Source organism: Novosphingobium panipatense, assembly GCF_900182875.1.
In the GTDB taxonomy this organism is placed as follows: Bacteria; Pseudomonadota; Alphaproteobacteria; order Sphingomonadales; family Sphingomonadaceae; genus Novosphingobium; species Novosphingobium panipatense.
Genome location: NZ_FXUI01000019.1, coordinates 1 through 22,627, shown reverse-complemented (window position 1 = coordinate 22,627; position 22,627 = coordinate 1). Strand labels below are relative to the sequence as shown.

Genomic DNA, 22,627 nt, shown 5'->3' with positions numbered 1-22,627 from the left:
ATCCTGATCCGGGCGCGCGGCGGTCCGCGCGCCGTTGAAAACGAACGGCGAAAGGGATCAGGCGGCTGTTGGCGGTCCTATTGGCGGAGGCCGCAGAAATGGCGAGGCACCGGGCAGGGCGAAAGATAGGCCAAGAAAGCCCATCGCCAGGATGAAGGCAATGGCGAGCGCCAGCAGGATCGGGTCGGCGGCGGCGAGCGCCGGCGACGACAGACCCGAGAAAGCGCAAGGCATGTCGGCCTGCTTGTGATCCGCGGGATCATGATCGCCGGACCTGCCCGGAAGCTCCATCATGACCGTTTGCGGACCCTGGCCCGAGCAGAGCTGGACCAATATCGTACCCGAAGAGACGGTCGGCATGAACCCGGCCGGCACCAGCACCTTCAGCATGAGCGCGGCCCCGGCCAGCCAGATGGCCAGCCAGCGATGCCGGGCAAGGAAGGAGCGGATCATGGTCACGGGAGCGGTCTTTAGAAATCGGTCCTGCTGATGTCGAGGTGACAAGTCGGATTTTTTCGCATACATCGCCTTGACTTAGCGCATCGCGAACAGCTCCTGATGGAAACGTTTCGCTACCGGAAAGCCCAGCGCGGCAAAGTCCCGGCGCAGCGTTTCACCAAATCCAAGGGGGCCGCAAAACCAGAGGCTCGCCTCCCGCCATTCCGGCACGGCGGCGCGTATTCGCTCGCCATCGAGGCGGCCATCGCGTGCATCGACCAGAACATGCAGGCGAATATGGGCAGCCGCCGCATCCGCTTGCAGCTTGCCCAGAGCCTCCTCGTCGACTTCGGCCGTGCAGTGGAAGAGATCAATCTCCGCGCGCGCGCCTTCGGGACTCTGGGCCAGATACTTCATGCGGGCGATGAACGGCGTGATACCGATCCCGCCACCGATCCAGATCTGACGGGCGCTATCATCGTCGAATGTGAAGCATCCATAAGGCCCCTCGATCCTGATCTCCTGGCCGACATGGAGTTTTTCGGGCAGGCGCCGCGTATGATCCCCCAGTCCCTTGGTGATGAAGGTGATCCGCCGCTCATCCTCGCGCCAGGCGGACGCGATGGTATAGGGATGCGGCCCTTCGGCCGGGTCCGACACGGCAAAGGCGAACTGGCCGGGTCGGTGGCCGGGCCACCCCTCCCCCATGTCGACGATGGTCTCGAGCGCCCGCACGCCCGGATAATGGTGGATGGCGGCAATCCTGCCCGGCACCTGCCGGTCCCGGCCTGCGCGGCGCGACAGAATGAGGATCGCCGCCCCGGTGCCGCAAGCAAGCAGCGCCGCCAGCGTGAGGCCGTACGGAGACAGCCAGTAGCTGAACGTCGTCAGGATCACGGCATGAAAGACCAGCACGAGATAGGCCAGCGCCAGAAGCCGATGCGTTCGATAGAAGAAGCGGTAGGGAATGCGCTGGATGAGCGCGACGGCGATCAGCGCAACCACGGCATAAAAGGCCCACTCGCCCAGACCCTCCGCCGTGTGGCGGAGACTGGCGAACAGGGCCTCGACAGGATTGCTTGCGGGCGGTTGCGGGCCACGCGACGGTCGTTCGAGCCAGCCCCACCCCACGGCCCATTTCGGACCCTTCGCCCACAGCCAGTGCGCGATGGCCGTGACCAGTGCCGCGATGCCGAGCCATTTGTGGAGACGATACATCTTGTCCAGTCCGCCCAGCCCATGTTCGGGCCAGCGGGGGCGGATGGCGAGCATCATCGCGACGCTCATGCAGGCGATCGCCAGCGCGCCGCTATACTGCACCGCCGCGCTGCGGATCGCGAAAAAGCCGGACGACCGGAATATGGACAGGTCCGCAAGAAGCCACAACATGGTGACCAAGGCGGCCAGGCCCCAGAATGTCAGTCGCAGGTTGCGCATTTCGATCCTTGTCCGGCCCTTGCGTCAATTGTTCCCTTCGCCCTGTAGCGATCGGCCCAGCTGTGGGATTGATTTCGGACAAGAAGGCAGAACCCCTTGCTCGGCGCATGCGAACATCGCCGACAAGTCTGACGAAAGCCTGACGAGCATTACCCAAATTCGATAGTGTCAGGCCTCGCAGCGTGACATATTTCACGAAATGGGTGCACCATCGGCAGCATAGGTCCGGCTCCGGTCGTATTCGTGGTCGCCCGCTTCGTCGACAAGATAGCCGGACACTTCTTCGGCGTAGTCCGCTTCAAGCACTCCTGTAGCACTCGGAATCAGACGAACACCGAAACCGTTGGCAAAGAGAAGGCGATCTGCCTCCTTCATTGCTGCAAACTGGTCATGTGCGGTCACGCCCAGTTTGACGCGCACGGTGGCATAGACGTGAACGAAATGGGTTGGCGCAGACATGCTGATCTCCCTTTGAGGCATTGGAATGATCGCGGGTGACAGGCCCAGATGCCTTGGCGCACGGCCGACATCGTCAGCCCCGATCGAGGCCGAAGTCATCAGCGGGGTTCGATGACGTCCCGCAATATAGTGCTGAGGGCATCATTGATCGCGTAAAGCACACCGCTATGGGCAGTGTCGCCCATGCCGTCGAGATAGAGATCCGGGATTAGATTGTTGACTGCATGCGTCGCATCATCAACGAGTTGATCGAATTCGTCCTCGGTCATGGGGCTATTCCTGACCAGGAGATGCGGACAGGCTCTCAACCTGTATCCGGAAGGTGGCGCCATCATTGAGCGTCAACCCGATCTCGACACCGTCTTCATTTTCACAGCTGGAGAGGATTTCCACGTCAGCACGGGTTCCATGCACAGCCGAGACGATATGATGGTGGTGATCCCCTGACGGCCGCCCTCCCACGTCGCATGCCTGCATGTGGGTCTCGAGCAACTCGCACAGCACTGCGGCGACTGTGCATGCTTTCGTCATGGACGATCCGTCAGTCATCTGCGTGCTCCATCCTGTCGTCAAAGAAGGTGCCGTCGTTGCCGAGCGCGGTGAGTTCAGCCTGCAGGGCATGGGGTGGGACATCGTCGACGGATGTGATGGCGAAGGCGCCAACCATGTCACCGAAGTCCATTTCCTCGCCGATACGGGCGAGGCTCATGGTCGAGAGGCGATCCTCATCGCTGTCATGCATCAACAGCGTGACGCCAATAGTCACCTTTCGGATTTTCATCATCGTTCCTTCCCTGGATTGACGTGTTTGCTGGCCTTGGCCATGCCAGCCGCGTTGCACCGCCGAATGCCCGCAGGCGCGCTGCCATCGTGCTGCGCAGACGGGCGCGATTTGCGATGACGGTTTCCCATGCCAATGGCTCGCCTCGCGCCGTGACGAAGCCCGCGGCAGGCTTACCGTCGGCGGTTTCGATGACGATGCGGTGGCCGCGCGGGGGAAGCTTGCCGGCATAACGGGCCGTAAATTCTCCGAGCCGGCCCGTCAGGCCATTGACGGCCTTGCCCCAACGAATGTGGCCTGCCCCGACCGTCTGGCCCGCGAGAAACCCACGGTCGAGCCAGATACGAAAGTGCGTCCGTTGCTGGAGCGCGGTGTTCCGCGTTCGTTCCATTGTCCGGCAAAGCGGAAGCGCTGCAGCATGTGCATCGAGCAAAGCCAGATAATACCCTTGGGCAGCGACAAGGATGTCATCAAAGTCGCGATCACCGAGCAGCGCCCGCAAGCAGGCCTGGAGTGCGCGATCGGACGCGAGTACCTCCAGTGCTTCGGGACCACCGAGGGGCAGCGCCGTATCGGCTCTATCGAGAGGGTGAAAACCGGCTCCGGAAATGACGACGATGGTCGCCTCCCCGCAGCCCGAGCAGGAATCGAGAGCCGGACGAAGCAGGGCCGTTTTTGCCGGCGCGGCGACCAGTCCGGCTTCGGGCGCACCGATCAGGAGGAGGCGACGATGCCAGCGTGCCGGCCGCGGCACGTCAGTCGGCTTGAGCCATTCGCTGGGACGAGGCCGCGCGGGCAAAATGGCCGAAGACGTTGGTGTGCGATCCACCATCAAGGCGCGGCGCGCGGTGTCGAAGAGGTCATCGCGGTTGCCGCCACCATCGCAAAAGCCGTGATCATAGGCTTCGGCGCCCGCATCGAGTGGGCCAGGCTTGCGGCATTCGGGATCCCAGCCCGCATGCGCGGCATACCAGCCATCGGCATAGCGGACCGATCGATCCCAGTCATGGCCATGGAGATCGCGCGCGCGCAGAATGGCACGATCGCGATCATCCCCCCGTCCCTCGGCGACTCGTCTTGCGGTGAAGGCGAAATTGCGGGCCTGTCGTTCCGCCTCGACCATGTGCGCCATCGCTTCCATCACCGGCCGCAGTGCCGTGACACGCTCGCGCATACGTGCCATGCGCTGATCGAGTGGGGAATCGTTCGCAAGGTCCGGGAAGCGGCGCCAGGCATCAGCGAGCGCCGCTGCTTGTACCGGGCTTCGACCATGGGCAATCCATGCGTCGGTGTCAGCGGGGTCAAACGGCTCTGACATCATCGGTCTCCTTCGATGCGAATCCCAGGAGACGTGGCGGCGATGGTCGGAGGGGACAGCGTACCGCTCCGACAGTTTCTCGATCACACCCACAACTGGCATACGCGCGCGCAAGCCCGCGCCCGAAATCGGAATGCACCGAGATCAACGCTTGCCGTTCGAACGAACTTTCCGTGAAAGGTATATAGAGGCGATAGGAATAGCCCGACTCCTGGACGCCAATCCTGACGCGGACGAAAAGAATGCGCATGATCGCCTTCGTTCAGGCGACGAGACGGGGAACAACGGGCTGCGATGTGGACAAGCGAAGCTCCCGCCGGATTCGTGCGGCGAAGCGGCCCGGGTCGACAAGTTCGCGGATTGACGCCCAACAATTACGGTCTCCAAGATGATCGTCGCGGCCCTGCACCTTGCGAAAGCACACTTCCCGATCGGGACCGGAGAGGCCGAGCGAGAGTTGCACCCAGACATCCTCGCCGTGCAGCGTCACTTCGCCTGACACGGCGGGACCACCCTTGTTGGACCGGATATCGAAACTGCCCTCGTCGAGCGCGAGGGCGTCGGCCAGGCGGCGCATGGCGGCGCGCCCCTCCGAATGAAACAGGCGCTTGGCGGGCTCGTCATGGGCAACGCCGCGATAGGCGAGCGTCTTCAGAACCGGCCGGTTCCGCAGCTCGGCGATCCGCGCGATGCAGTCGCGCCGCAGATCCGCGTCCGGTGCACGCGTTTCGCACACCGTCCCCAGATGGCGCGCAAGCAGAATAACCGCCGGATCACGTTCGAGATCGATGCCGGCGTTGCGGCAATCGGTGATGGCGGCGTGGATCGCATGCAGCGCCGTGCCGATCGTGATCAGCGCGCTGGGATCGAGAGCCTGACTGTAGCGGAAGGCGAGATCATAATTCATGAGAGTCTCCGGGTCTCGAGCGGTTCGGCCGCTCACACCTCCGTTCCCCCTCTCCTCACCTTCAGTCCGCTGATGCTGCGCCGTAGATGTCCGCTGCCCATTGCTCGGTCCACAGGGCCGTCATCTCGTCATGGTCGAGATCGCCGGTTTCGATGAGATCGCGTATCTCGCGGCGCGCCTGTGCGATCACCCGCTCCCAGGGGTCTGCCGGTTCGGGAGGTGGCGGCACCTCAGGTTGCACCGGCAACTGTCGCGAAGGCCGATCAAGGCGAGCATGCTGTCTGTGCAACCACTGCGTCATATGGTCCGCCACCAAGCGGTCGGTCTTGGCTTGACCACAACGTCGCGCGGCGATGCGCGCGCTGACCCCATAGGCCTGGCTGTCGATCGAGGCGATACGATGGGCGAAGGCGGTGAGATAGGGGATGGCGGCGCCCTTGACGCCGAAGAGATGCAGACGGGTCTGCCTTGGCAGCACCTGGTCGAGACGATCAACGACGGCGATCAGTCCATCCGCGCCATGGACAGGGCGCCGGCACATGCTGCCGACACCGACAAGCCCGGCGCGCTCGATCATATGCGCGAGCGCCACTGCACAGCGTTCATAATCACCGGGATGACGTCCCTGAATGACCGGCATGAAGGTCGCATCGATCCCGGCATCTTCAGCGCGCAGCCGGCATTCGATGTTGGCCCGGATGGTACGGGACATGCGGTCGAGCACCTCGTTGCGATCGCTGGCCACTTCCTGCTCGACGCAATAGTCGAGGCTTGCCCACCAGCGGAATGGATAGGCTGCGGCCAGGCCGACATAATCATCGACCGTCCAGGGATAGCGCCCATAGGTGACCATTGCGCTGAACCCCGCGCTGTCGAGGCTGAGGCTGCGAAGACCATGCGCATTCATGAGTGGCCGCGTCGTCCAGCCGGCCATTCGCGCCAACCTCGCTTCGTCGACCAGCGCGACAGGGCATTGGCGGAAATCAGGACGGGCTGCTGAAGCTGTCGGGCGCGCCGCAGGAGCACCCCATCAGCAAGGTGCGGCAGTCCCACCATGACAGCGATCGAGCGTGACTTGACCGGATAATTGTTCATGTTATGTTCCATTCAAGGGAGATTTTTAATGACCGAGCAGGCCGCCCGCTATTTTGAACCGTTCGATCTCGATGTGACGCTGCGCGATGCCGCGCTTGACGATCAAAACCGCCCCACCCGCCGCATGCTGGCCAATGCGGCGATCGGTATGCATGTCGAGGATGCCTATTATTCGGTGCGCGAACTGCGCGAGGCGATGTCCTGGGTCCATGAGGGTGAGACGGGCGGCAAGCGCAAGCTCGCGTCCATCCTGAGCAATCCGGCAGGCGACGATTTCCAGCGCTGCATCTATTTCTGCCTCGCTGGCCGCGGCATCGTCGAGATGCTCGACGATCTGATGTGGCTCGAAGAGCTGCTCGAAGCGCGCGGCCGCGTCGCGGGCAGCATCCACCGCCGGAAAATCAGGGCACGTCCGCTGGTCTCGCCTTATGTAGCTGACGAACCGGATGGCCCTGTCGTCGCCTCAACCGAGAACTTCAGGCAAGGCCGTTCCTGGTGGGCCGATCCCGGCCTCACTGCCTGACGGGACCGCGCGGTACGCCGCTCCAGCCTTGGAGATCACCGCTCACACGCGAGGCGGTCGCCGCGCCGCCACCGAGCCGGCTCGATCCACTGGCCAGCGAACGCGCCAGCCTTGTTTCGCTGCGCGGCGGCAAAGGCTTCGGTATATTGCTTCGCACGCGCCGGATCGGTTTTCAGGAATTGGGGTTGGGGAATGGCGAGACCCGCGCGGATCAGCGTCTCTCCGAGATCGCGGCCTTTCACGGTCACAGTCGCCACCGGCCGACCATAGCTCGAGCGGTTGGTGAGCCGGATTTGGGCGTCGGCTTCGCCCAGAATCCGCGCGGCATGATCCTGAGCCGCCTTGCCACATTCCCAGCACGACCGCGCCCGTTCACAGAGCTGACGGCGCTCGAACGCATCGACACCAAGGAGACGGAAATCGGCTGCAATCGTGTCGCCATCGAGCGCGCGAGCGGATGCGGTAAACCCCGGCTCATTGACGGGAGCACCCCGGACGTCGCATGCGGAGACAAGGAATAGGAAACACAGAAAACGATACATTCGATGTCTATGACAAAGGGCGCTGATCTTTTCCATTGCGTCGAACACGAAGTTCAGTCCCCAGGAAACCAGTCGAACGTCAAGGTGCGCGCGCCGGCCCGGCTTTCGAGTTCAAGGACGTCGGCAATGGTCCAGATCTTGCGGGATTCGCGCGCCAGGTCCGCGTAACCACCGTAGGTGCAGCCGCCATGCACGATGAACTGGGCGTGGATGTTCTGGGTCGCCGCTTCGGAGAGAAAGAAGCCCGCAACGCCCTTGATATATTGTGGCGGGAGAACGCCCAGCATAGCGTCGTAGAAACGCTGCGTGATCCGGCTGAGAGGAAATGACGCCAATGTTTCGGCGCGCGTGCGTTCGAAATAGGCGTTGGTGGACTCGACAACAGCGTCGGGATGGCGATCGCGGTGACGCGCGAGCAGCGCGGCTGCGTCCTCCCTGCTGTGTGCGTAGTCGAGGGGGAATTTCGAAGACCGCGCGGTAATGTAAAAGTTAGTGTCCATGGCGGATCCTTCCAGCTTGGAGAACACCGTCATTCATCCCCCTTCCCTCTTGCCATGGGTCGCGAGCGGCGGGATCATGGGCCTGGCTGCGTTGCAGCGGCGGTCAGCATGCGGATGGGCTTTGCTCCGGAAGACATGAATGGAGAGGGCTTCAGGCGACCATCTCGAGGACGATCAGGCCCGACGACGCAGGGTCGGTAGAGATGCGGAAAGGCTGCAGCGGATCGGTAGTGCGCAGGATGCTTACCTTACCCTGCGAATGATCGAAAATCCGGCTGGCGACGCGCAGGGCATTCTCGCGGCTGCAGAGCAACTGGCGTTTGGGAGACAGACAACGCCTGTCGATGGCCGTCGTCATGACCTGATCCCTTTCTCCTCGAGGATTGACGCTCATGCAAACAGCGTCTTGTGGATCTTGGTGACCGGTACGACCACCCAGGCGCGCGTCATGAGGCGACTGATCCGGTAGAAGCAGCCATTCTGCGGATCGCGAAGCACGAGCCTCCGGCCGCGCTTGCAGACGACGAACTCCTGCGCGACATTACCGTCGGTGAAGGTCACCGGCTCGGGAAGCCGGATGCGATCCCCGTCCGCGAGTTTGCGCGCGCGGTGCGCAAGGTTCGCCCGGCAACGTGCGCGCCAATCGAGCGCATATTCATGCTCGGTCGGGCTCAGCAGATCGAGGATCGCCGCGGGGCAGTCGGCCTCGCATGGCCCCATATTTTCGGTCATATCCTTGTACCCGAACTGGTGGCCATCGCGCGAGCGTGGATTCCAGCGCACCAGGCACACTACCGCGAAAACGTTGCCGGCAATGCCGTCCACGATTTCCTGGGCTGCGGCGTAATAGGTCCGATTTCCCGGACAGGAGGACGCGAGCACCCTGAGGCCGCGTTTCGTGCCGTCCTCGAGCGTGTTTTCGTAGGTAAGCTGCGCGTCGAGATAGGATTTGGCGGTCTTGTGGCCGCCCATCGACGTAAAGGGCATGAAGAGCCATCCCATGATGAGTCCTTTCTTGAGGAAGGAAACCGGCCGCTGGCCGTTTCCGGTTTGAGGATCGTCGGGCCGCGAGCGCTGGTCAGCAGGCGAACGCCCGCGTATCAAAGTCGCAGTATTTTCATGTCGTGCGGATGTGACCTTCCGCACCCGTCATTGTCGGAGAAGTCATGCTCGCCGCGTCGGCCATTGAGATAATCGGCGGCACGCCTTTGATCGCACTGGATCGCATCTACACGGGTCCTGGTCGCATCATCGCCAAGGCCGAGTTCCTGCTGCCCGGGGGAAGTGTGAAGGACCGTGCCGCCAAGGCGATCCTGCTTGCCGCAAGAGAGGATGGCCGGCTGAAGCCGGGAATGCCGGTCGTGGAAATGACGAGCGGAAACATGGGCGCCGGACTGGCGGTGGCATGCGCCGCGCTCGGCCATCCCCTCGTCGTCACGATGTCGGCAGGCAACAGTCCGGCGCGAGCGAAGATGCTCGAAGGACTCGGCGCCGAAGTGGTGCTCATCGCCCAGGTGGATGGAAGCCCGGGCCAGGTGACGGGTTCCGATGTCAATGCTGCCGCACAGGCGGCTTGCGCGATCGCCCGGGCGCGTGACGGTTTCTACGTCGATCAGTTCAACGCTGCAGAGGGGATCGCAGCGCACGAGACCACGACAGGCCCGGAGATCCTGGCGCAGTTCGGTGGCCCGGTCGACGGATGGGTTGCAGCGGTCGGCACGGGCTGCACCTTCGTGGGCGTTGCAAAGGCGTTGAAGCGCGCCAATCCCGGTACGGTCTGCGCCGCTGTCGAACCGCTGAACGCGCGGCCGCTGGCCGGAGAACCGGTGCTCGACGCCCGGCATAAACTCCAGGGCATCGGTTATGGCACGGTTCCGCCGCACTGGGATCCGTCGCTGATGGATATGAGTGTCGGCATCAGCGATGATGAAGCTGAAGAGTGGCGGCGTACTCTGGCCCATCGCGAGGGCCTGTACGTCGGCTATTCTGCCGCTGCGAACGTCTGCGCCGCGGCAAAGCTGCTGGCATCGGGGCGGTTGACGGCTGATGCCGTCGTGGCAACGGTGCTTTGTGATACCGGCCTGAAATACTGAACCTCGGCGTGGGGGTGGCCCCGATGGACGTGCATCCGGTCGGCTGCCGGCTGCGCCTTGCTCGCCGCGCCGAAGCTTTTGAGATACGCGAAAGCCTGTTCAGCCTTGGCGGCAGCGTGGATGATCGCGGTCTTGTCGCCGCGGAGGATACCGAGCCAATGCGCCACATAGCTCGCATGACTGTCATGGAGGACGTTGGGCAGACCAAGGTCAGCACAGCAGAGCCCCGCCCCGATCTCCGCGACCAGTTCTTCGAACGCATAGGCCTTGTCGCCGAAGCGCTTGCCGAAGGTCCGTGCGAGTCGGCTGGAATGGCCCGACCAGTGAACCGTCTCGTGGCAACGCGTGGACGCATAGTGATCCATGCTGCGGAAGGCCGTTCGGTTCGGCAGCTGGATATGATCGAAGGTCGGTGTGAAGTAGGCTTGGTTTCCGCCATGGCGAACGTCGGCAGGGATTCCCGTGAAGAAGGCGTCGATCGCCGCCTGCCGCTCGGACGGGATCAGAGGCTGCTCCGGTTCGTCAGAGGGGTAGAAATAGGCTGGAAGACCGTCGATCTGATCGGCGTTGAACACGATGTAATGGCGCAGGAACCGGATGCTCCGCTCCACTTGCTTGCCGGTTTCGGGGTGCTCCTCACGCTTCTTGAACGAGGAATAATAAACCGAAAGCGCGCCGGTTTGACCCTTGCGGACGTGCCCGCCTAGCGTTTCCGCCTGGCGCCAGGTCATCCAGTAACGCGAACGATAACCCTGGGCATCGCCGAGCGCCCAGAGATAAAGCGTATTGATGCCCTGATACGGCGTGCCGCAATGACGCAGCGGGCGTCCGCCCGCCCCGTTCAGCCGCCAGGGCCTCGACCAGGGCGGAACACCCTCCTCGAGCTTGCGGATGATGAGGTCGGTGATTTCGGCGGCGACATCGCGGCTCGTGCGTTTCGCAAGGGACATGGCGCTTCTCCGTGCGGAAGGGGAAAAGGCCGCCGGCACGGGACCACGCGCCGGCGGCAAGGCATCCAGGAGAAAGCGGCGTCAGGCCGCGAGAGCGTCCTGATCGGGCGATTCCGCTTCGATTTCGCAGGCACCGGACACTGTCTCGTCGACGCCAGCCACGCCAACCTCTTCGGCATCCTCGGGCTCGACGATCGCCTGCTCTTCAGGATCGCCTTCGGCGGGTTCGAGATCGTCCGCCTCGGTCTTGTCGAGGAAGCGCATGGCGTCGGGCACCCAGGCAAGCGCCGCGTCCCGGACCTCGGGCTCGACGATCGCTTCGCCCGCGAAGAGCTTCGCGCACGATTCCGAGATCTCCGACTTCTTCATCGTCGCGTGGCGCGCGGTCAGCGCCGCGCCGCCGACATCGGCGAGCAGCGTCAGGATCGAGCCCTTGCTGATGCGGTCGAAGAAGTTCTCGGATGTCGGCCGCCACCAGCTTGCGACATCGACATCCATGATCGTCGCCAACCGGTTGTGGAGCGGACACTGCTCGGCGCGGTAGCTCGCCTTCGCTTCGAGCGACATCGCCACGATGTAGGCGAGCCAGGCCGCCTTGCTGTCGTCGTCGAGCGCCCGGAACGCCTCGAACCGGTCGACCTCGGACTTGTGCTCCAGCCAACTCGCATCGAGCCCGTCATGGGCTTCGGCGAGATAGCCCCGCGCGCGGGTCGTCGGCTGGTCGCCACTCACCGGATCCTGCGGCGAGCGAGCGCGAATGGTCGAGCCATAGGCGCTGAACGTGCTGGCGCGATCGTCAATCATGACGAAGAGCGCATAGTCGAGCGCCAGGGCCGGATGGCTGAGCAGGGTCGCTGCGAGCACGTCGCGCCGCTGCATCGCCAGCTCATCGTAGAGCCGGGCGCTGAGCGGCTTGCCGCCCGGGGCGATCGCTTCGGGCGGCGGAGCAGGCGGCGTGTAGCTGCCGCCCGGGCCGGTCGAACCGCCACCGCCGGCACCATCGCCGTGGTCGTCCTCGCCGTTTTCATCAGCGCCGCCGATGCTGACCGGTTCCTCGCTATAATATTCGGTGTCGAGGACCATCTCGCCTCTGGGCGTCAGCTTGAGAAACGCGCCGACGAGCGGCTTGATCTCGTCAGGCAGCACCGGCGGGATGTTGTGGAGCGCGTGTTCTTCCTCGGACAGGGCATCATATTCCTGGTCGAGCGCCTTGTAGGCATCCTCATCGATGGTCTCGTCATCCATCTCCTCGGCGATGGCTTCCTGCCGCTGTGCAATCGCATCGAGGCGGGCCAGCTGCGCCTCGGTGAAATCAGGCTGCGGCAGGATCACCCGGTAGAGGCCGGTCGCCGCGCTATGCGTGTAGTTCGACGCAATCGGCCGGATCCAGGCGAGACCGAGTTCCTCGCCGATCCGCTTGGCTTCCGCTTCCATGATGTCCGCGGCGAGCCGCTGCGCGATCTCGGGGTTCACCCACTTGTCGCCGCTGTCGCTGAAAAGGTCGCGGTCGATCTTGCCGCCAGCCTCGGCATAGCGGTCCTCGCCGACCAGGATCGCGACCGGATCGGTCGACTTCATCGTTTCGTTGGCGATGACGCGGCGGATAGTGTCGGCATTGGCATAGCTGGTGCCGTAGCTGTTCCAGACGAGAAGCTGCTTCTCCTGGTTTTCGGTCGAGGCATAGGCCTTGGCGACGTCCAGCGTGATGGTGCCTTCGCTCAGCGCCTCGAAGATGGGCTCGGCCAGGGTCGCGAGCCGCAGGCGGCCCTCGACGAACCGACGGGTGAGGCCGAAGCGCTTGGCGACACCGTCGATATCATTATTGAGACCGATGAAATACTGGAACGCGCGGCATTCCTCGGCAGGCGTCATCTTGAGCTGATGGAAGTTGGCCGCGGTCGAGGTCTCGGACAGGGTCGCCTCGTCGCCGACGAGAACCTTGACGGGAACATCGTAGGTTTCAGGGTCGATGGTGCCGCGCTCGGCGAGCATGAGCAGACCGCGCAGGCGGCGACCGCCATCGAAGACCTCGAAAGTGCCGCGCGGCTTTTTCACAGGCGTGACGAGCAGGTTCTGGAGTACGCCGCGAGCTTCGAGATCGGCGGCCATCTGCGGTATTTCCAGCAGGTCGTCGGGCCGCCTGCGGACATTGATGGGAGAAAGCGTAAGCTTCGAGAGCTTAACGGTCGTGGTCATCGGAGGAACTCCTTCTGGCATCCGGATCAGCCCGGACACCAGCATCACTCCCCCTTCCCTCTCGAACCCCGGGGCGCCCCGTGGGCGTGGCTTTTTTCCGCCGGACAACCTACATTGTCTTCTCTTCCGGCCTCGAAAGAATATGATCTGCGGTGACCTCCACGACGCTCCGTTTGAACATGCCGCAATGGCAGGGTGGCGATGAACCCGCCTATAGCTTTGGTTCCGAATTGTTGCGCTGGCTTGCCCCGCCGCATGACGGCCCCGAGGAAACCGTGGCGGTTCCGGAACCGGACGGAAGCTCCCCGCCGGTTAGCCGTGGCATCAAGTGGTGCGCCGCCCTCTTGTCTCAAGCAAGAGCGGCGCGCGAAGCCATCGAGCGGCATGCGCCCGATCGGATCGTGACGCTTGGCGGCGACTGCCTGGTCGATCTTGCGCCGATGGCGTATCTAAGCCGCAGATATGGTGAAAAGCTGGGCGTTCTCTGGCTCGATGCCCATCCCGACGTGATGAGCGCTGCCGAGTTTTCGCACGCCCATGCCCATGTGCTTGCCCTGCTGCTTGGCCGGGGCGACGAGGCTTTCACGGCAGAAGTGCCCCGCAAGCTGGACGCCCGGCGTGTGATGATCGCCGGCATGCAGGGATGGAACGCGGATGAAGACCTGATCCTGAAGGAACTGGGCATCCGGCATATCCCGCCAGCCGTCCTTGCTGACAGCAGCCGGCCGATCCTCGACTGGATCGAGACCGAGGGAATCACGCATCTTGCGGTACATTTCGACCTCGATGTCCTCGATCCGGCTCATTTTTCTCCGCTGCTGTTCAACAGGCCGGGCATGCCGGAGGGGGCCTTCGATGGAATAGAGCAAGGCCGTATGCAGCTGGACCAGGTGGTGCGCCTGTTGAAAGAGATCGGCGCGGCAGTGGATATGGTTGGCCTTGCCATCGCCGAACATCTGCCATGGGACATGCTGCGCCTGAGAAACAGCCTTGCCGAGTTACCCATCATGAAATCATGAAACTCACTGTGGGCTGAAACCGCCCCGAGTTTCGGAATACCAATGGCGCACCACTCGCGAAGCTATCCTCGCCGCTTTGGACACGCCCTCCCCCCGATCTCGAGGTAAACGTCGTCACCGCTACGCGATGCTTCACAATCTGAATGTGACGGACTTCTCCTGTGAGAGCGGCGCTGACCGCCGATGAGACGTCATTAGAGGGTGTCAATGACCAACGAAACCCGCAGTGCCGACTGTTTCGGTGACATCTCGTGCTTGATGCAGAATGCACACCAGCTGCGCTTCGTCATTCAGGATCGGAACGGACACCGTCTGCCAATAGCGCTCGAGAAACCGGCCATCGGAACCCCGCAGGTCATAGCGCTGTGCTTTCATGGCATGCTGGCGCCGTCCCTGTGCCGCGATGCGGATGGAATCAAACAAGCCTGCGACGCCGGTTGCATCCTCAAGATCCGGATTATCCGGAAAGACGTCAAAGAGCCTTTCTCCGGCCACTCTGCTGCGCTCGGTATAGGTGATGGCAGTATGCGCATCGTTGACGTCGAGGATTCGCATACCAGCCCTCGGATCGATGATCATCGTAGGCTGGGTAGAGGTCTCCGTCAGGCGTTGAAAAAGGCTCCGATCACATGATGATAGCGCGCCAAATTCAATAGGATATCTCTGCACGCCAAGTGCGGCGGCGTTGAGCAATGCAAGCTCGCGTTGAATTGAACGGATCTGCTGCAGCAGATAGCTGCGCTCGGTGTCGGCAACGTCTGCGCCCAGGCAGGCCCTGAATTTCTTCAAGTTTTCGTGCAGGATGAAGCGTTGCACATTACCCCCTAAGGTTTCAATTGTGCCTCGGATCTATGAACTTCTCCGGTCCCGAGAAGTTTCCCCGACTCGCTGGCATCTGCAACGCAATAAATACACTGAATGACCTCTGAGCACACGACGCGCACCTTAAGGTGCCATCCAACAGCTTCGCGGGCGCTGGTGACGATCGCCAGATGATAACGCGCAATCGCCGCTCGCCGACCCGCTTTAATGCGCTCAGTTCGACCAGCCCTGCCAGATCGCGCGTGGCGGTCGCCGAAGCGGCATCCGGGATCGTGCCGATAGTCGCGCGCGCTCAGCCCCCCAGCGAAGCCGTCCGGCCATTAGGCCGTCATGCGGATCAACGTCTTCTCGATCAAGAAACGGATACTCTCGATCGTTCGCCCATGCGCCTCCAGCACGATACCGGCGAACCAACCCAGCCGGTCATCGATCCGGTTGCTCTGGCTGGCCCGTTGCAGCTCGGCGTAATAAGCCTTGCTTATGCCGATTAATCATCGCCGAGAATATCGACTCCTTCTGAGCGCGCCGGGCGGCGCCTGCGCGCGGCCCTTCAGTCGTTGAAGGTTACTGTTCCGGTATGTTCAGCAGCTCGCCTGCCGGCGCGAAGACCCAGCCTTCGGAGAGCTGGTCGGTGAGCGGATCGCGATAGACCACGAGCCGCCACTTACCGCGGCTATCCTTCACGGCAAGCAAGGTGCCGGCATCGCCGCGCATCAGTATCTGCGCCTTGCCCTGCGGCTCGCGACGGATCGGCGCGTCACGCTTCAGCTCTGCGCGGGGGAGGTTCGCGACATAGGCTTCGTCTGCCTTCTGATTGGCGGCGATGATCTTGTCGATCTTCTCCTGCAGGGTCTCGACTTGGACTTTCATCTCGGCATGGACCTTCTGCTCTGCTGGCGTCAGGTCTGCAGGGACGACCTCCTTGTAGATGCCATAGACGGTCATGATGAAGCCGATGAGCGCGATCGCACCGACATTGCGGAGCTCCTTCAGTGTGTTATCGCCGAACGTCGAGAAGATCACGCCTATCAGCTGCATGAATGCCGCCAGCAGGTCGACACTCTGTGCCGGATCTTCAGCGTGGCCGATCGCTTCGATCAGGCGGTGGGCCTCGATCACCTGCTCGGCCATGACGACCGCGCTGCTCGTCGCCACAGCCTCGGCCGTGGCGCGCAAGGTCATCATGTCGATCGTGCGCGCTCGCTCCGCCGCGACCTTCAGGATGCCAAGGCTGGGCGCCATGCGCTCGCTCAGCGCCTTGATCTGATCGCCGACCTGCGAGCCAGCCATCAGCTTTCCGATTATCGCCCTGTTCGCCTCGAACATGCTGCCAAGCTTCACCATGTCCGCGATCGTCGAGCCAATCAGCAGCTTTTGTGCCGCCAGAATGCCGGTGGGATCACGGTTAATCCCCATGGCGGTCCTCTGGATCTGCAACAACCAGCTCGTGGAGGCGAAGTCCTTCAGCACGGGGACGCGACTCATGCGCAGCGCCTCGGCTGCCGCTATCGTGTCGCTAACGCGCGTACCCTTCAGCATCGCCGCGGTCTTGAGGATACCGGACTTCTCGACTGCGTCCAGCGCCGTGAAGACGCTCGGCAGCGGCTTGATCGCGCTCGGCAGGGCAAAGTTCGGGCCCATCGCCCGCTTGATAAGGTCCGACTGCTCGCGCTGCAGCTTCATGGCTTCATACAACGGGCTGTCAGGCCCGAATGGGAATTTGTTGCTCATGGAGATTCCATCGCAGAATCGAGTCCCCGGTTCGACCAACTTTTGGGCAACCACAGTGAACCGCGCACATTTTTTCAGCGCACCGAGCGATCGCAACATGGGACGGGGCGCGCGGCACTGTATGGACATCGAACCCCTTCACGCCGGCGGGGCCTGACCTTCGGTCGTTTCATTCATGAACCTACTTTTCAACTCTCTGCACGACAGTCAGAAAGGAGGGATGTTGTTCACTGTCAAACCCGAAGAACTCAAAGACTTTGATCGACTGACAGGCCGTGCCGCCGGACCGTCGAAGAGCCATCAACTTGGCTCTTCGAAGAGGCCCGACAAAACTGTCTCGGCCGATGGCACCGGCACGAACACACGGGTCCGATATTGTATTACTTCGGTAAAGCAGCCGATCGACTTGAGCCACGGCAGGCGATCATGCGGACAGCCGACCAGTTCGATGCGAGGCGAGCCGTTGACGAGCGAACGCTTGATCGTGAGGGGGAACGGTTGCGAGACATCGATGCTCCGCCCTGCCGTCACCGCCTTGACCACAGCGTCCGCCGGTAGGGCCTCAGCGCGGTCGATGCCGAGCCTGGCGAAGAGTGGGGGAACATGATCGTCGAAGACGAGGCGGCCCAACCATGATCGTCCTTCCCCATCGACGATGCGGTTGACTGCAAGATGGTCGCTCGGCAGCGCCGACCAGATGGGCAGAAGCAGGCCGGTGGCCAGCCGGATCGTCTCGCTGTCCACGGCTTGGCGGGCCGCTTCCACCTCGCCTGCCCAGGTTGTGCTGAACGTCTCGCGTGTCACTTCCTCCCAGGACGATTCATAAAGATCGTCTTCGCGCATATATTCGTTGCGCGTCGGCCGCATCATCTCGACACGCGGGATCGGCGTGCCTTCCTTCTCCTCCATCAGGGCCCGCGCCCGGGTCCGGAGCGCGGACTTGCCGGACTTCCGATTGATCATGAAGCGGGCACTGGCATCGCCATCGGCGATCCGCAGGATGCGCTCCAGTGTGACCGGATTGCGGCGGCGCGCGATTTCGATGGTGAGGAGGTGCGACGTCGCGCCGGTGAGCGGATCGGTGCGCAATATGATATCATCAATGAGTGTCGCCCGATCGACGAGGATCGTTTCGACCCCGACATCGAGGCGCCCGGCATCGCGCGCCGCCGAGACGCGGGTCTCGATCAGGGCGAGGAACTCGTCGAAGATGCTGTTCTGGAGTGCGATCGGTAGCGCGAGGATGCGGTTGAGCCATCGCTGTATAGGCGGCATTTCATCCTTGAGAACGCCATCCTTGTCGACCAGCTCGAGACCGGTGCGGTGCTGGAATTCGTCGAGGCTGGTGCTGGCAAGCTTGCCTGCCGCCAACAGGTCGAACCAGCTCAGGAGAGCAGCGCAGGCATATTCGCTCTCGAGATTGTCGGCGGGGTCGAACAGTCCTTGTCCGCCGGTCTGGCGCTGGCCGCGCGTGAGCGCCCCCAAGCTGTCGAGGCGGCGCGCGATCGTGCTGGTGAAGCGCAACTCGCCCTTGCAGTCGGTCGTCACCGGCCGGAACAGCGGCGTCGCCGCCTGATGTGTGCGGTGCGTCCGTCCTAGCCCCTGGATCGCACGATCCGCGCGCCAGCCGGGTTCCAGAAGAAGATGGACGCGCTGCTCCTGGTTCGCCGCGTCGAGCGAGGCATGATAGCTGCGCCCCGTGCCGCCGGCATCGGAGAAGACGAGTATCCGCTTGCGCCCCGCCTGGAATGCGGCAGCCTCCGCCTGGCTCGTGCGCGCCGACCGGCTCTCCAGTTTCTGCCTGCCATCGCTCGCGGTGATCAGGCGCTTGGTACGGCCCGTGACTTCGGCGACGGTCTCGTGCCCGAAATGTTCGAGCAGCGCATCAAGCGCCGACATGATGGGAGGCATCGCGCAGAGCTTTTCGATCAGCTCGGCCCGCGCCGCTTCGGCCTCCGGATTGTAGACGGGGTTGCCGTGCTCGTCGGTCATCGGCAGTGACCGCGGCGTGCCGGTGTCGTCTTTGAAGATCTGCATCTGCCGCGTCGGGAACGCACGCTCGAGATAGTCGATGATATATTCTTTGCAGTCGAGATTTATGTCGAGTGGTTCGCGCGCGGGCGCAGGTTTCCGTGATGAAGACATCGTTTCTACTCCAGATAATTAAAGTGCCCCCAGCACCAACAAGCTGGAGGATCTATGACGTTGCCAAAGACGGTCGTTTCGTACGGACGGCCCAAGCCCTGGACGGGAGACGCTCCCACCTCAGAAGCTCTATCCACCGCCTTCCACTCTTCTCTTCTGGGGAGTGCGGCAGGATCAGCAGCGCTTTACAAAGCTGCCGCTCGCCATTTCCTGTTCTGGATCGAACAACAGGGCATCGCGGTATCGACCGTCGATGACGCTGTCGTCCGACGTTTCGAGAAGCATCGGTGTCGCTGTCAGGGCTTTCCCCTGCACAAGCCTGACCGACCAGGCTTCACCAGTAAAGTCCGGCGTTTCGTCCGTTTCCTGGAGGACCAGGGCGTTATCGACGTGCCCGACGACGTGGACCGCCTGGACACGCTGTTGGCGGACTATGCGGTATTCCTGGTACAGGAGCACTACAGCGCCGCGGTCATCAAGAGCTACCGTTCGGAAGCGGCGCACTTTGCCGCATGGGTCCGCTTTTCTCGTCTGCGGTGGCAGGATGTCACCGACGATCATGTTGCCCTATATGCCGGCCACAGCTGTCGTTGTCCGGTCTACCGCAAGCGCGGGACGCTGGTCGGTCATTTCGGGCCGCTACGCCGTAGCAAGGGAGCCCGGCGCTTCCTTGGGTTTCTTCGCGATCGGAACATTCTCTCGCAAGTCGACCGCTGGGATCACCAGGATGATGCTCTGGCCCCCTACAAGACGTGGCTGAAGGCGCATTGCGGCAGCTCGGCCGAGACGATCCGGCGCTATTGCGGCGAGGTGAAGCACTGGCTGCCGGAGCTGACCAAGCCCTCGGAGCTGAACGCGGGCATCATCAGGCGGATCGTCGGTCATCGCATCGCTCAGGCGCCGGGTTCCGCTTCGACCATCACTAGCATCATGCGGAGCTATGTGCGTTTTCTCGTCTCGCGGGGGGAGTGCGAGCCGGCGCTCCAACACGCCTTTCCACCGATCAGGCGCTATCGTCTCGGCACCCTGCCACGCTACATGGATGATGCAACGATCGAGAAGATCATTGCGTCCTGCCAGGCCGATACCGCGGTGGAGATCCGCGACAAGGCTATCATCCTGCTACTCGCCAGACTCGGATTGCGGGCTGGCGATATCTGCCAGTTGCGCTTGACCGATATCGATTGGAACGACGGATATCTTCGGGTGAGCGGCAAGAGCAGACGGCCCGACCGCCTGCCATTGCCACAGGATGCCGGGGACGCGATCCTCGATTATATCGAGCGGTCCCGCCCTCCGATCGCCGAGGAGGTGTTGTTCGTTCGGGTGCAAGCTCCTTTTCGGCCGTTCAGTTCGTCGGCTGAGATCGCCGGCATCGTCGCGCGTGTCTTGGATCGGGGCGCCATCGAAGGCGTGCCGACGGGCGCCCACGCCTTCCGCCATTCGCTGGCCACACGGATGCTGCGCGCCGGCGCCGGCCTTGAGTCGGTCGGCACGATCCTGCGCCATCGGTCCCCAGCGACGACGGCCATCTACGCCAAGGTCGACGTTCCGATGCTGCTCAAGGTTGCCCAAGATTGGCCCGGAGACAGGGCATGATGAACGCCCAGATCGAGCGGTATGTCGCGCTGCATCGCAGCTTCGGCCGCAAGTTTGAGGTGCAGGAGCAATTGCTCCGACTCTTCGCCGCCTATGCTCGTGGTTTCGGCGACCGGCACGTCACAGTCGAGCGGCTCTACGATTGGTGCCGGTCGGCGAGTTCCCAGAACGTGGCCAGGGACAGGTTCGACCATCTACGTCGCTTCTGTCTTTATGCTCATGCTGAGGATCGGCAGCATCGGGTGCCCCCAGCTGGCGTATTCGGGAGAGGGAAGCGACGTCGCCCGACGCCTCACATCATCGAGCCCGAGCAAGTTCAGGCGATCATGCAGGCCGCCCTTGATCTTCCGCCCAAGGGCAAGATTAGCCCACACACCTACCACTATTTGTTCGGGCTGCTCGCAACAACCGGGTTACGACTTTCCGAAGCGCTCGCATTGCAGCGCGAGGATTTCACCGCCGACGGCCTGATCATCCGCAACGGGAAGTTCGGTAAGCAACGCCTCCTGCCGATCCAGCCATCAACGCGCAAGGCGTTGGAGGCTTATCTCGCTGTTCGGCGGAAGCTCGGCGCCCACGGCAATGATCTGTTCGTTCACATCCGAGGGCACGCCCCCAGCACAACGCGCGCCTATATAATGTTCGTCAGATTAGCGCGCGAGTTGGGTTTTCGTGGCCCGCCCGGAGATCCCGGCATGCGCGTCCATGACCTACGGCACACGTTCGCCGTTCGGTCGCTGGAGTCCTGTCCTCGCGATTGGGAAGCGATCCGACATCATATGGCAGCGCTCAGCTCCTATCTGGGCCACACGGACGTGGCCAACACATACTGGTATCTCGAAGCCACGCCGGTGCTGCTTCGCGACATCGCTGTCGCGGGTGAGCAGCTTTTCCTGGGAGGTGCAGCATGACCGCGCTCGCTCCCCATCTCGCCGCGTTCCTGCGGGATCATCTTCCCCGCGAGCGTAATGTCAGCCCGCATACGGTGACGACCTATGCGAACTGCTTCGCGCTTTTGGTCCGGTTCGCAGCCGATCGGCTCAGGCGAAGGCCAACTGACCTCACGATCGAGGATTTCGATCCCGAGCTGATCATGGCGTTCCTCGACCATACGGAAGATGCGCGCAAGAACAGCCCCAGAACTCGCAATGCCCGGCTCGCGGCGATCCGGGCGTTCTTCCGTTACGTCGAGTATCGCGTCCCAGCATGCCTCGACCTGGCGCTGCGTGTTCGTGCCGTGCCGACAAAGCGGACCGACACGACCCTCATCGACTATCTGACACGAGATGAGATTACTGCGGTGCTCGACGCACCTGATCCTCGGTCCCGCCTGGGCACTCGAGATCGGGCGATGCTGCACCTTGCCTATGCCGGTGGCCTGCGGGTCGCCGAGTTGCTGTCGCTGCAGATACAAGACTTTCCAGAACGCTCGCTCGCGACGGTTCACATTATCGGCAAGGGCAGACGCGAGCGCGTCTTGCCCCTGTGGCGCGAGACGCAGGCAGCATTGCGGGCTTGGCTCGCCGTCAGGCCGCCATGTCAGGCGGCGGAGATATTCCTCAACGCCAAAGGCGAGCCAATGACGCGCGATGGATTTGCGTTCAGGCTGGCCTTGCATGTCGCCACGGCGGCAAAGAAGCAGCCGTCGCTGCTGCGCAAGCGGGCCACGCCTCATGTGCTACGGCATTCCTGCGCAATGCACACGCTCGCTGCGACCGGCGACATTCGCAAAGTAGCGCTCTGGCTCGGCCATGCCAGCATCCAGAGCACTGAAGCCTACCTGCGCGCCGATCCGGAAGAAAAGCTGCACATCCTCGCCGCACACGGCTCGCCAGCGATCAAGCCAGGCCGGTTCAGGCCTCCGGCTGACCCGCTGATCATGATGCTCAACGACGTTCGGAAACGAGCATAGCTCCGGAGGTCTCTCGCCTCCGACATCGCCCACAACCTTAATTATCTGGAGTAGAAACGATGTCTTCATCACGGAAACCTGCGCCCGCGCGCGAACCACTCGACATAAATCTCGACTGCAAAGAATACGTCTTATCCGGAGATCCAGATAAGATGTATTC

Annotated in this window: 24 protein-coding genes and 1 pseudogene; 7 read left to right on the top strand and 18 right to left on the bottom strand. The window is 62.7% G+C overall.

Translation table 11 applies throughout. The features are described from left to right. Positions 1–57 precede the first annotated feature (57 nt). The 9 genes and pseudogenes from QOL62_RS17740 to QOL62_RS17700 form a co-directional block, all read right to left on the bottom strand. Positions 58–453, bottom strand: coding sequence for a hypothetical protein (locus QOL62_RS17740; protein WP_020819424.1), 396 nt, complete (start codon positions 451–453; stop codon positions 58–60). An 81-nt stretch (positions 454–534) separates the two neighbouring features. Then, positions 535–1,875: a ferredoxin reductase family protein gene (locus QOL62_RS17735; protein WP_020819423.1), complete on the bottom strand. Its 1,341-nt coding sequence runs from the start codon at positions 1,873–1,875 to the stop codon at positions 535–537. 192 nt (positions 1,876–2,067) lie between these two features. Then, positions 2,068–2,334 (bottom strand): hypothetical protein, encoded by a 267-nt coding sequence (locus tag QOL62_RS17730; RefSeq protein ID WP_025160949.1) that lies wholly within the window; start codon positions 2,332–2,334, stop codon positions 2,068–2,070. Between the two features lie 98 nt (positions 2,335–2,432). Then, positions 2,433–2,603, bottom strand: a complete 171-nt coding sequence (locus QOL62_RS17725; protein WP_020819421.1) for a hypothetical protein — start codon at positions 2,601–2,603, stop codon at positions 2,433–2,435. Between the two features lie 4 nt (positions 2,604–2,607). Continuing rightward, complete coding sequence (locus QOL62_RS17720) at positions 2,608–2,865, bottom strand: hypothetical protein (protein WP_145907140.1); 258 nt, start codon at positions 2,863–2,865, stop codon at positions 2,608–2,610. 10 nt (positions 2,866–2,875) lie between these two features. Then, on the bottom strand, positions 2,876–3,076 hold the full coding sequence (locus QOL62_RS17715; protein ID WP_089220669.1) for a hypothetical protein: 201 nt from the start codon (positions 3,074–3,076) through the stop codon (positions 2,876–2,878). Then, positions 3,069–4,433, bottom strand: a complete 1,365-nt coding sequence (locus QOL62_RS17710) for a hypothetical protein (protein WP_342746610.1) — start codon at positions 4,431–4,433, stop codon at positions 3,069–3,071. The genes QOL62_RS17715 and QOL62_RS17710 overlap by 8 nt, the downstream gene beginning before the upstream one ends. A 262-nt stretch (positions 4,434–4,695) precedes the next feature. Then, the gene (locus QOL62_RS17705) at positions 4,696–5,340 is read right to left on the bottom strand and encodes a hypothetical protein (RefSeq protein ID WP_020819416.1); all 645 of its coding nucleotides are present in this window, start codon (positions 5,338–5,340) and stop codon (positions 4,696–4,698) included. A gap of 61 nt (positions 5,341–5,401) precedes the next feature. Continuing rightward, positions 5,402–6,435: pseudogene (locus QOL62_RS17700) on the bottom strand (deazapurine DNA modification protein DpdA family protein). 28 nt (positions 6,436–6,463) lie between these two features. On the opposite strand from QOL62_RS17700, the gene QOL62_RS17695 reads away from it, so the two are divergent. Continuing rightward, the gene (locus QOL62_RS17695; protein WP_020819414.1) at positions 6,464–6,958 is read left to right on the top strand and encodes a hypothetical protein; all 495 of its coding nucleotides are present in this window, start codon (positions 6,464–6,466) and stop codon (positions 6,956–6,958) included. Positions 6,959–6,993: 35 nt separating this feature from the next. Here the strand turns inward: QOL62_RS17695 and QOL62_RS17690 are convergent, their stop codons facing one another. From QOL62_RS17690 to QOL62_RS17675, 4 genes are all read right to left on the bottom strand, one after another. Beyond that, complete coding sequence (locus QOL62_RS17690) at positions 6,994–7,500, bottom strand: thermonuclease family protein (RefSeq protein WP_020819413.1); 507 nt, start codon at positions 7,498–7,500, stop codon at positions 6,994–6,996. 53 nt (positions 7,501–7,553) lie between these two features. Continuing rightward, a complete protein-coding gene (locus QOL62_RS17685) occupies positions 7,554–8,033 on the bottom strand; it encodes a hypothetical protein (protein WP_020819412.1) in 480 nt (159 codons plus the stop codon). Positions 8,034–8,151: 118 nt separating this feature from the next. Then, positions 8,152–8,358 (bottom strand): hypothetical protein, encoded by a 207-nt coding sequence (locus QOL62_RS17680; RefSeq protein ID WP_020819411.1) that lies wholly within the window; start codon positions 8,356–8,358, stop codon positions 8,152–8,154. Between the two features lie 32 nt (positions 8,359–8,390). Beyond that, entirely contained in the window at positions 8,391–9,002 is a 612-nt protein-coding gene (locus QOL62_RS17675; RefSeq protein WP_067738952.1) for a DUF6927 domain-containing protein, read from the bottom strand. A gap of 164 nt (positions 9,003–9,166) precedes the next feature. Between QOL62_RS17675 and QOL62_RS17670 the strand changes: the two genes are divergently transcribed. Beyond that, positions 9,167–10,093, top strand: a complete 927-nt coding sequence (locus tag QOL62_RS17670; RefSeq protein ID WP_020819407.1) for a PLP-dependent cysteine synthase family protein — start codon at positions 9,167–9,169, stop codon at positions 10,091–10,093. On the opposite strand, the gene QOL62_RS17665 is transcribed toward QOL62_RS17670, so the two are convergent. Both QOL62_RS17665 and QOL62_RS17660 read right to left on the bottom strand, forming a co-directional pair. Then, complete coding sequence (locus QOL62_RS17665; protein ID WP_081796477.1) at positions 9,982–11,043, bottom strand: ArdC family protein; 1,062 nt, start codon at positions 11,041–11,043, stop codon at positions 9,982–9,984. The genes QOL62_RS17670 and QOL62_RS17665 overlap by 112 nt on opposite strands. Before the next feature lie 81 nt (positions 11,044–11,124). Continuing rightward, the gene (locus QOL62_RS17660; protein ID WP_020819396.1) at positions 11,125–13,239 is read right to left on the bottom strand and encodes a ParB/RepB/Spo0J family partition protein; all 2,115 of its coding nucleotides are present in this window, start codon (positions 13,237–13,239) and stop codon (positions 11,125–11,127) included. Positions 13,240–13,418: 179 nt separating this feature from the next. Between QOL62_RS17660 and QOL62_RS17655 the strand changes: the two genes are divergently transcribed. Continuing rightward, on the top strand, positions 13,419–14,258 hold the full coding sequence (locus QOL62_RS17655; protein ID WP_051146802.1) for an arginase family protein: 840 nt from the start codon (positions 13,419–13,421) through the stop codon (positions 14,256–14,258). A 204-nt stretch (positions 14,259–14,462) separates the two neighbouring features. On the opposite strand, the gene QOL62_RS17650 is transcribed toward QOL62_RS17655, so the two are convergent. Continuing rightward, the gene (locus QOL62_RS17650) at positions 14,463–15,074 is read right to left on the bottom strand and encodes a PAS domain-containing protein (RefSeq protein ID WP_020819394.1); all 612 of its coding nucleotides are present in this window, start codon (positions 15,072–15,074) and stop codon (positions 14,463–14,465) included. Between the two features lie 248 nt (positions 15,075–15,322). Here QOL62_RS17650 and QOL62_RS17645 point away from each other — a divergent pair, with 248 nt between their 5' ends. Continuing rightward, complete coding sequence (locus tag QOL62_RS17645) at positions 15,323–15,571, top strand: hypothetical protein (RefSeq protein WP_218821450.1); 249 nt, start codon at positions 15,323–15,325, stop codon at positions 15,569–15,571. Between the two features lie 73 nt (positions 15,572–15,644). Here the strand turns inward: QOL62_RS17645 and QOL62_RS17640 are convergent, their stop codons facing one another. Further along, positions 15,645–16,811 (bottom strand): SH3 domain-containing protein, encoded by a 1,167-nt coding sequence (locus QOL62_RS17640; protein WP_283407097.1) that lies wholly within the window; start codon positions 16,809–16,811, stop codon positions 15,645–15,647. A 300-nt stretch (positions 16,812–17,111) separates the two neighbouring features. Next, on the bottom strand, positions 17,112–18,848 hold the full coding sequence (locus tag QOL62_RS17635) for a strawberry notch C-terminal domain-containing protein (protein ID WP_346770705.1): 1,737 nt from the start codon (positions 18,846–18,848) through the stop codon (positions 17,112–17,114). 162 nt (positions 18,849–19,010) lie between these two features. On the opposite strand from QOL62_RS17635, the gene QOL62_RS17630 reads away from it, so the two are divergent. Genes QOL62_RS17630 through QOL62_RS17620 form a run of 3 tightly spaced genes read left to right on the top strand, consistent with a single transcriptional unit; the run spans position 19,011 to position 22,467 of the window. After that, a complete protein-coding gene (locus QOL62_RS17630; RefSeq protein ID WP_283407096.1) occupies positions 19,011–20,555 on the top strand; it encodes a tyrosine-type recombinase/integrase in 1,545 nt (514 codons plus the stop codon). Next, positions 20,552–21,466: a tyrosine-type recombinase/integrase gene (locus QOL62_RS17625; RefSeq protein WP_283407095.1), complete on the top strand. Its 915-nt coding sequence runs from the start codon at positions 20,552–20,554 to the stop codon at positions 21,464–21,466. Before QOL62_RS17630 ends, QOL62_RS17625 begins: the two co-directional genes overlap by 4 nt. Next, positions 21,463–22,467 (top strand): tyrosine-type recombinase/integrase, encoded by a 1,005-nt coding sequence (locus QOL62_RS17620; protein ID WP_283407094.1) that lies wholly within the window; start codon positions 21,463–21,465, stop codon positions 22,465–22,467. Before QOL62_RS17625 ends, QOL62_RS17620 begins: the two co-directional genes overlap by 4 nt. The last annotated feature ends 160 nt before the right edge of the window (positions 22,468–22,627 follow it).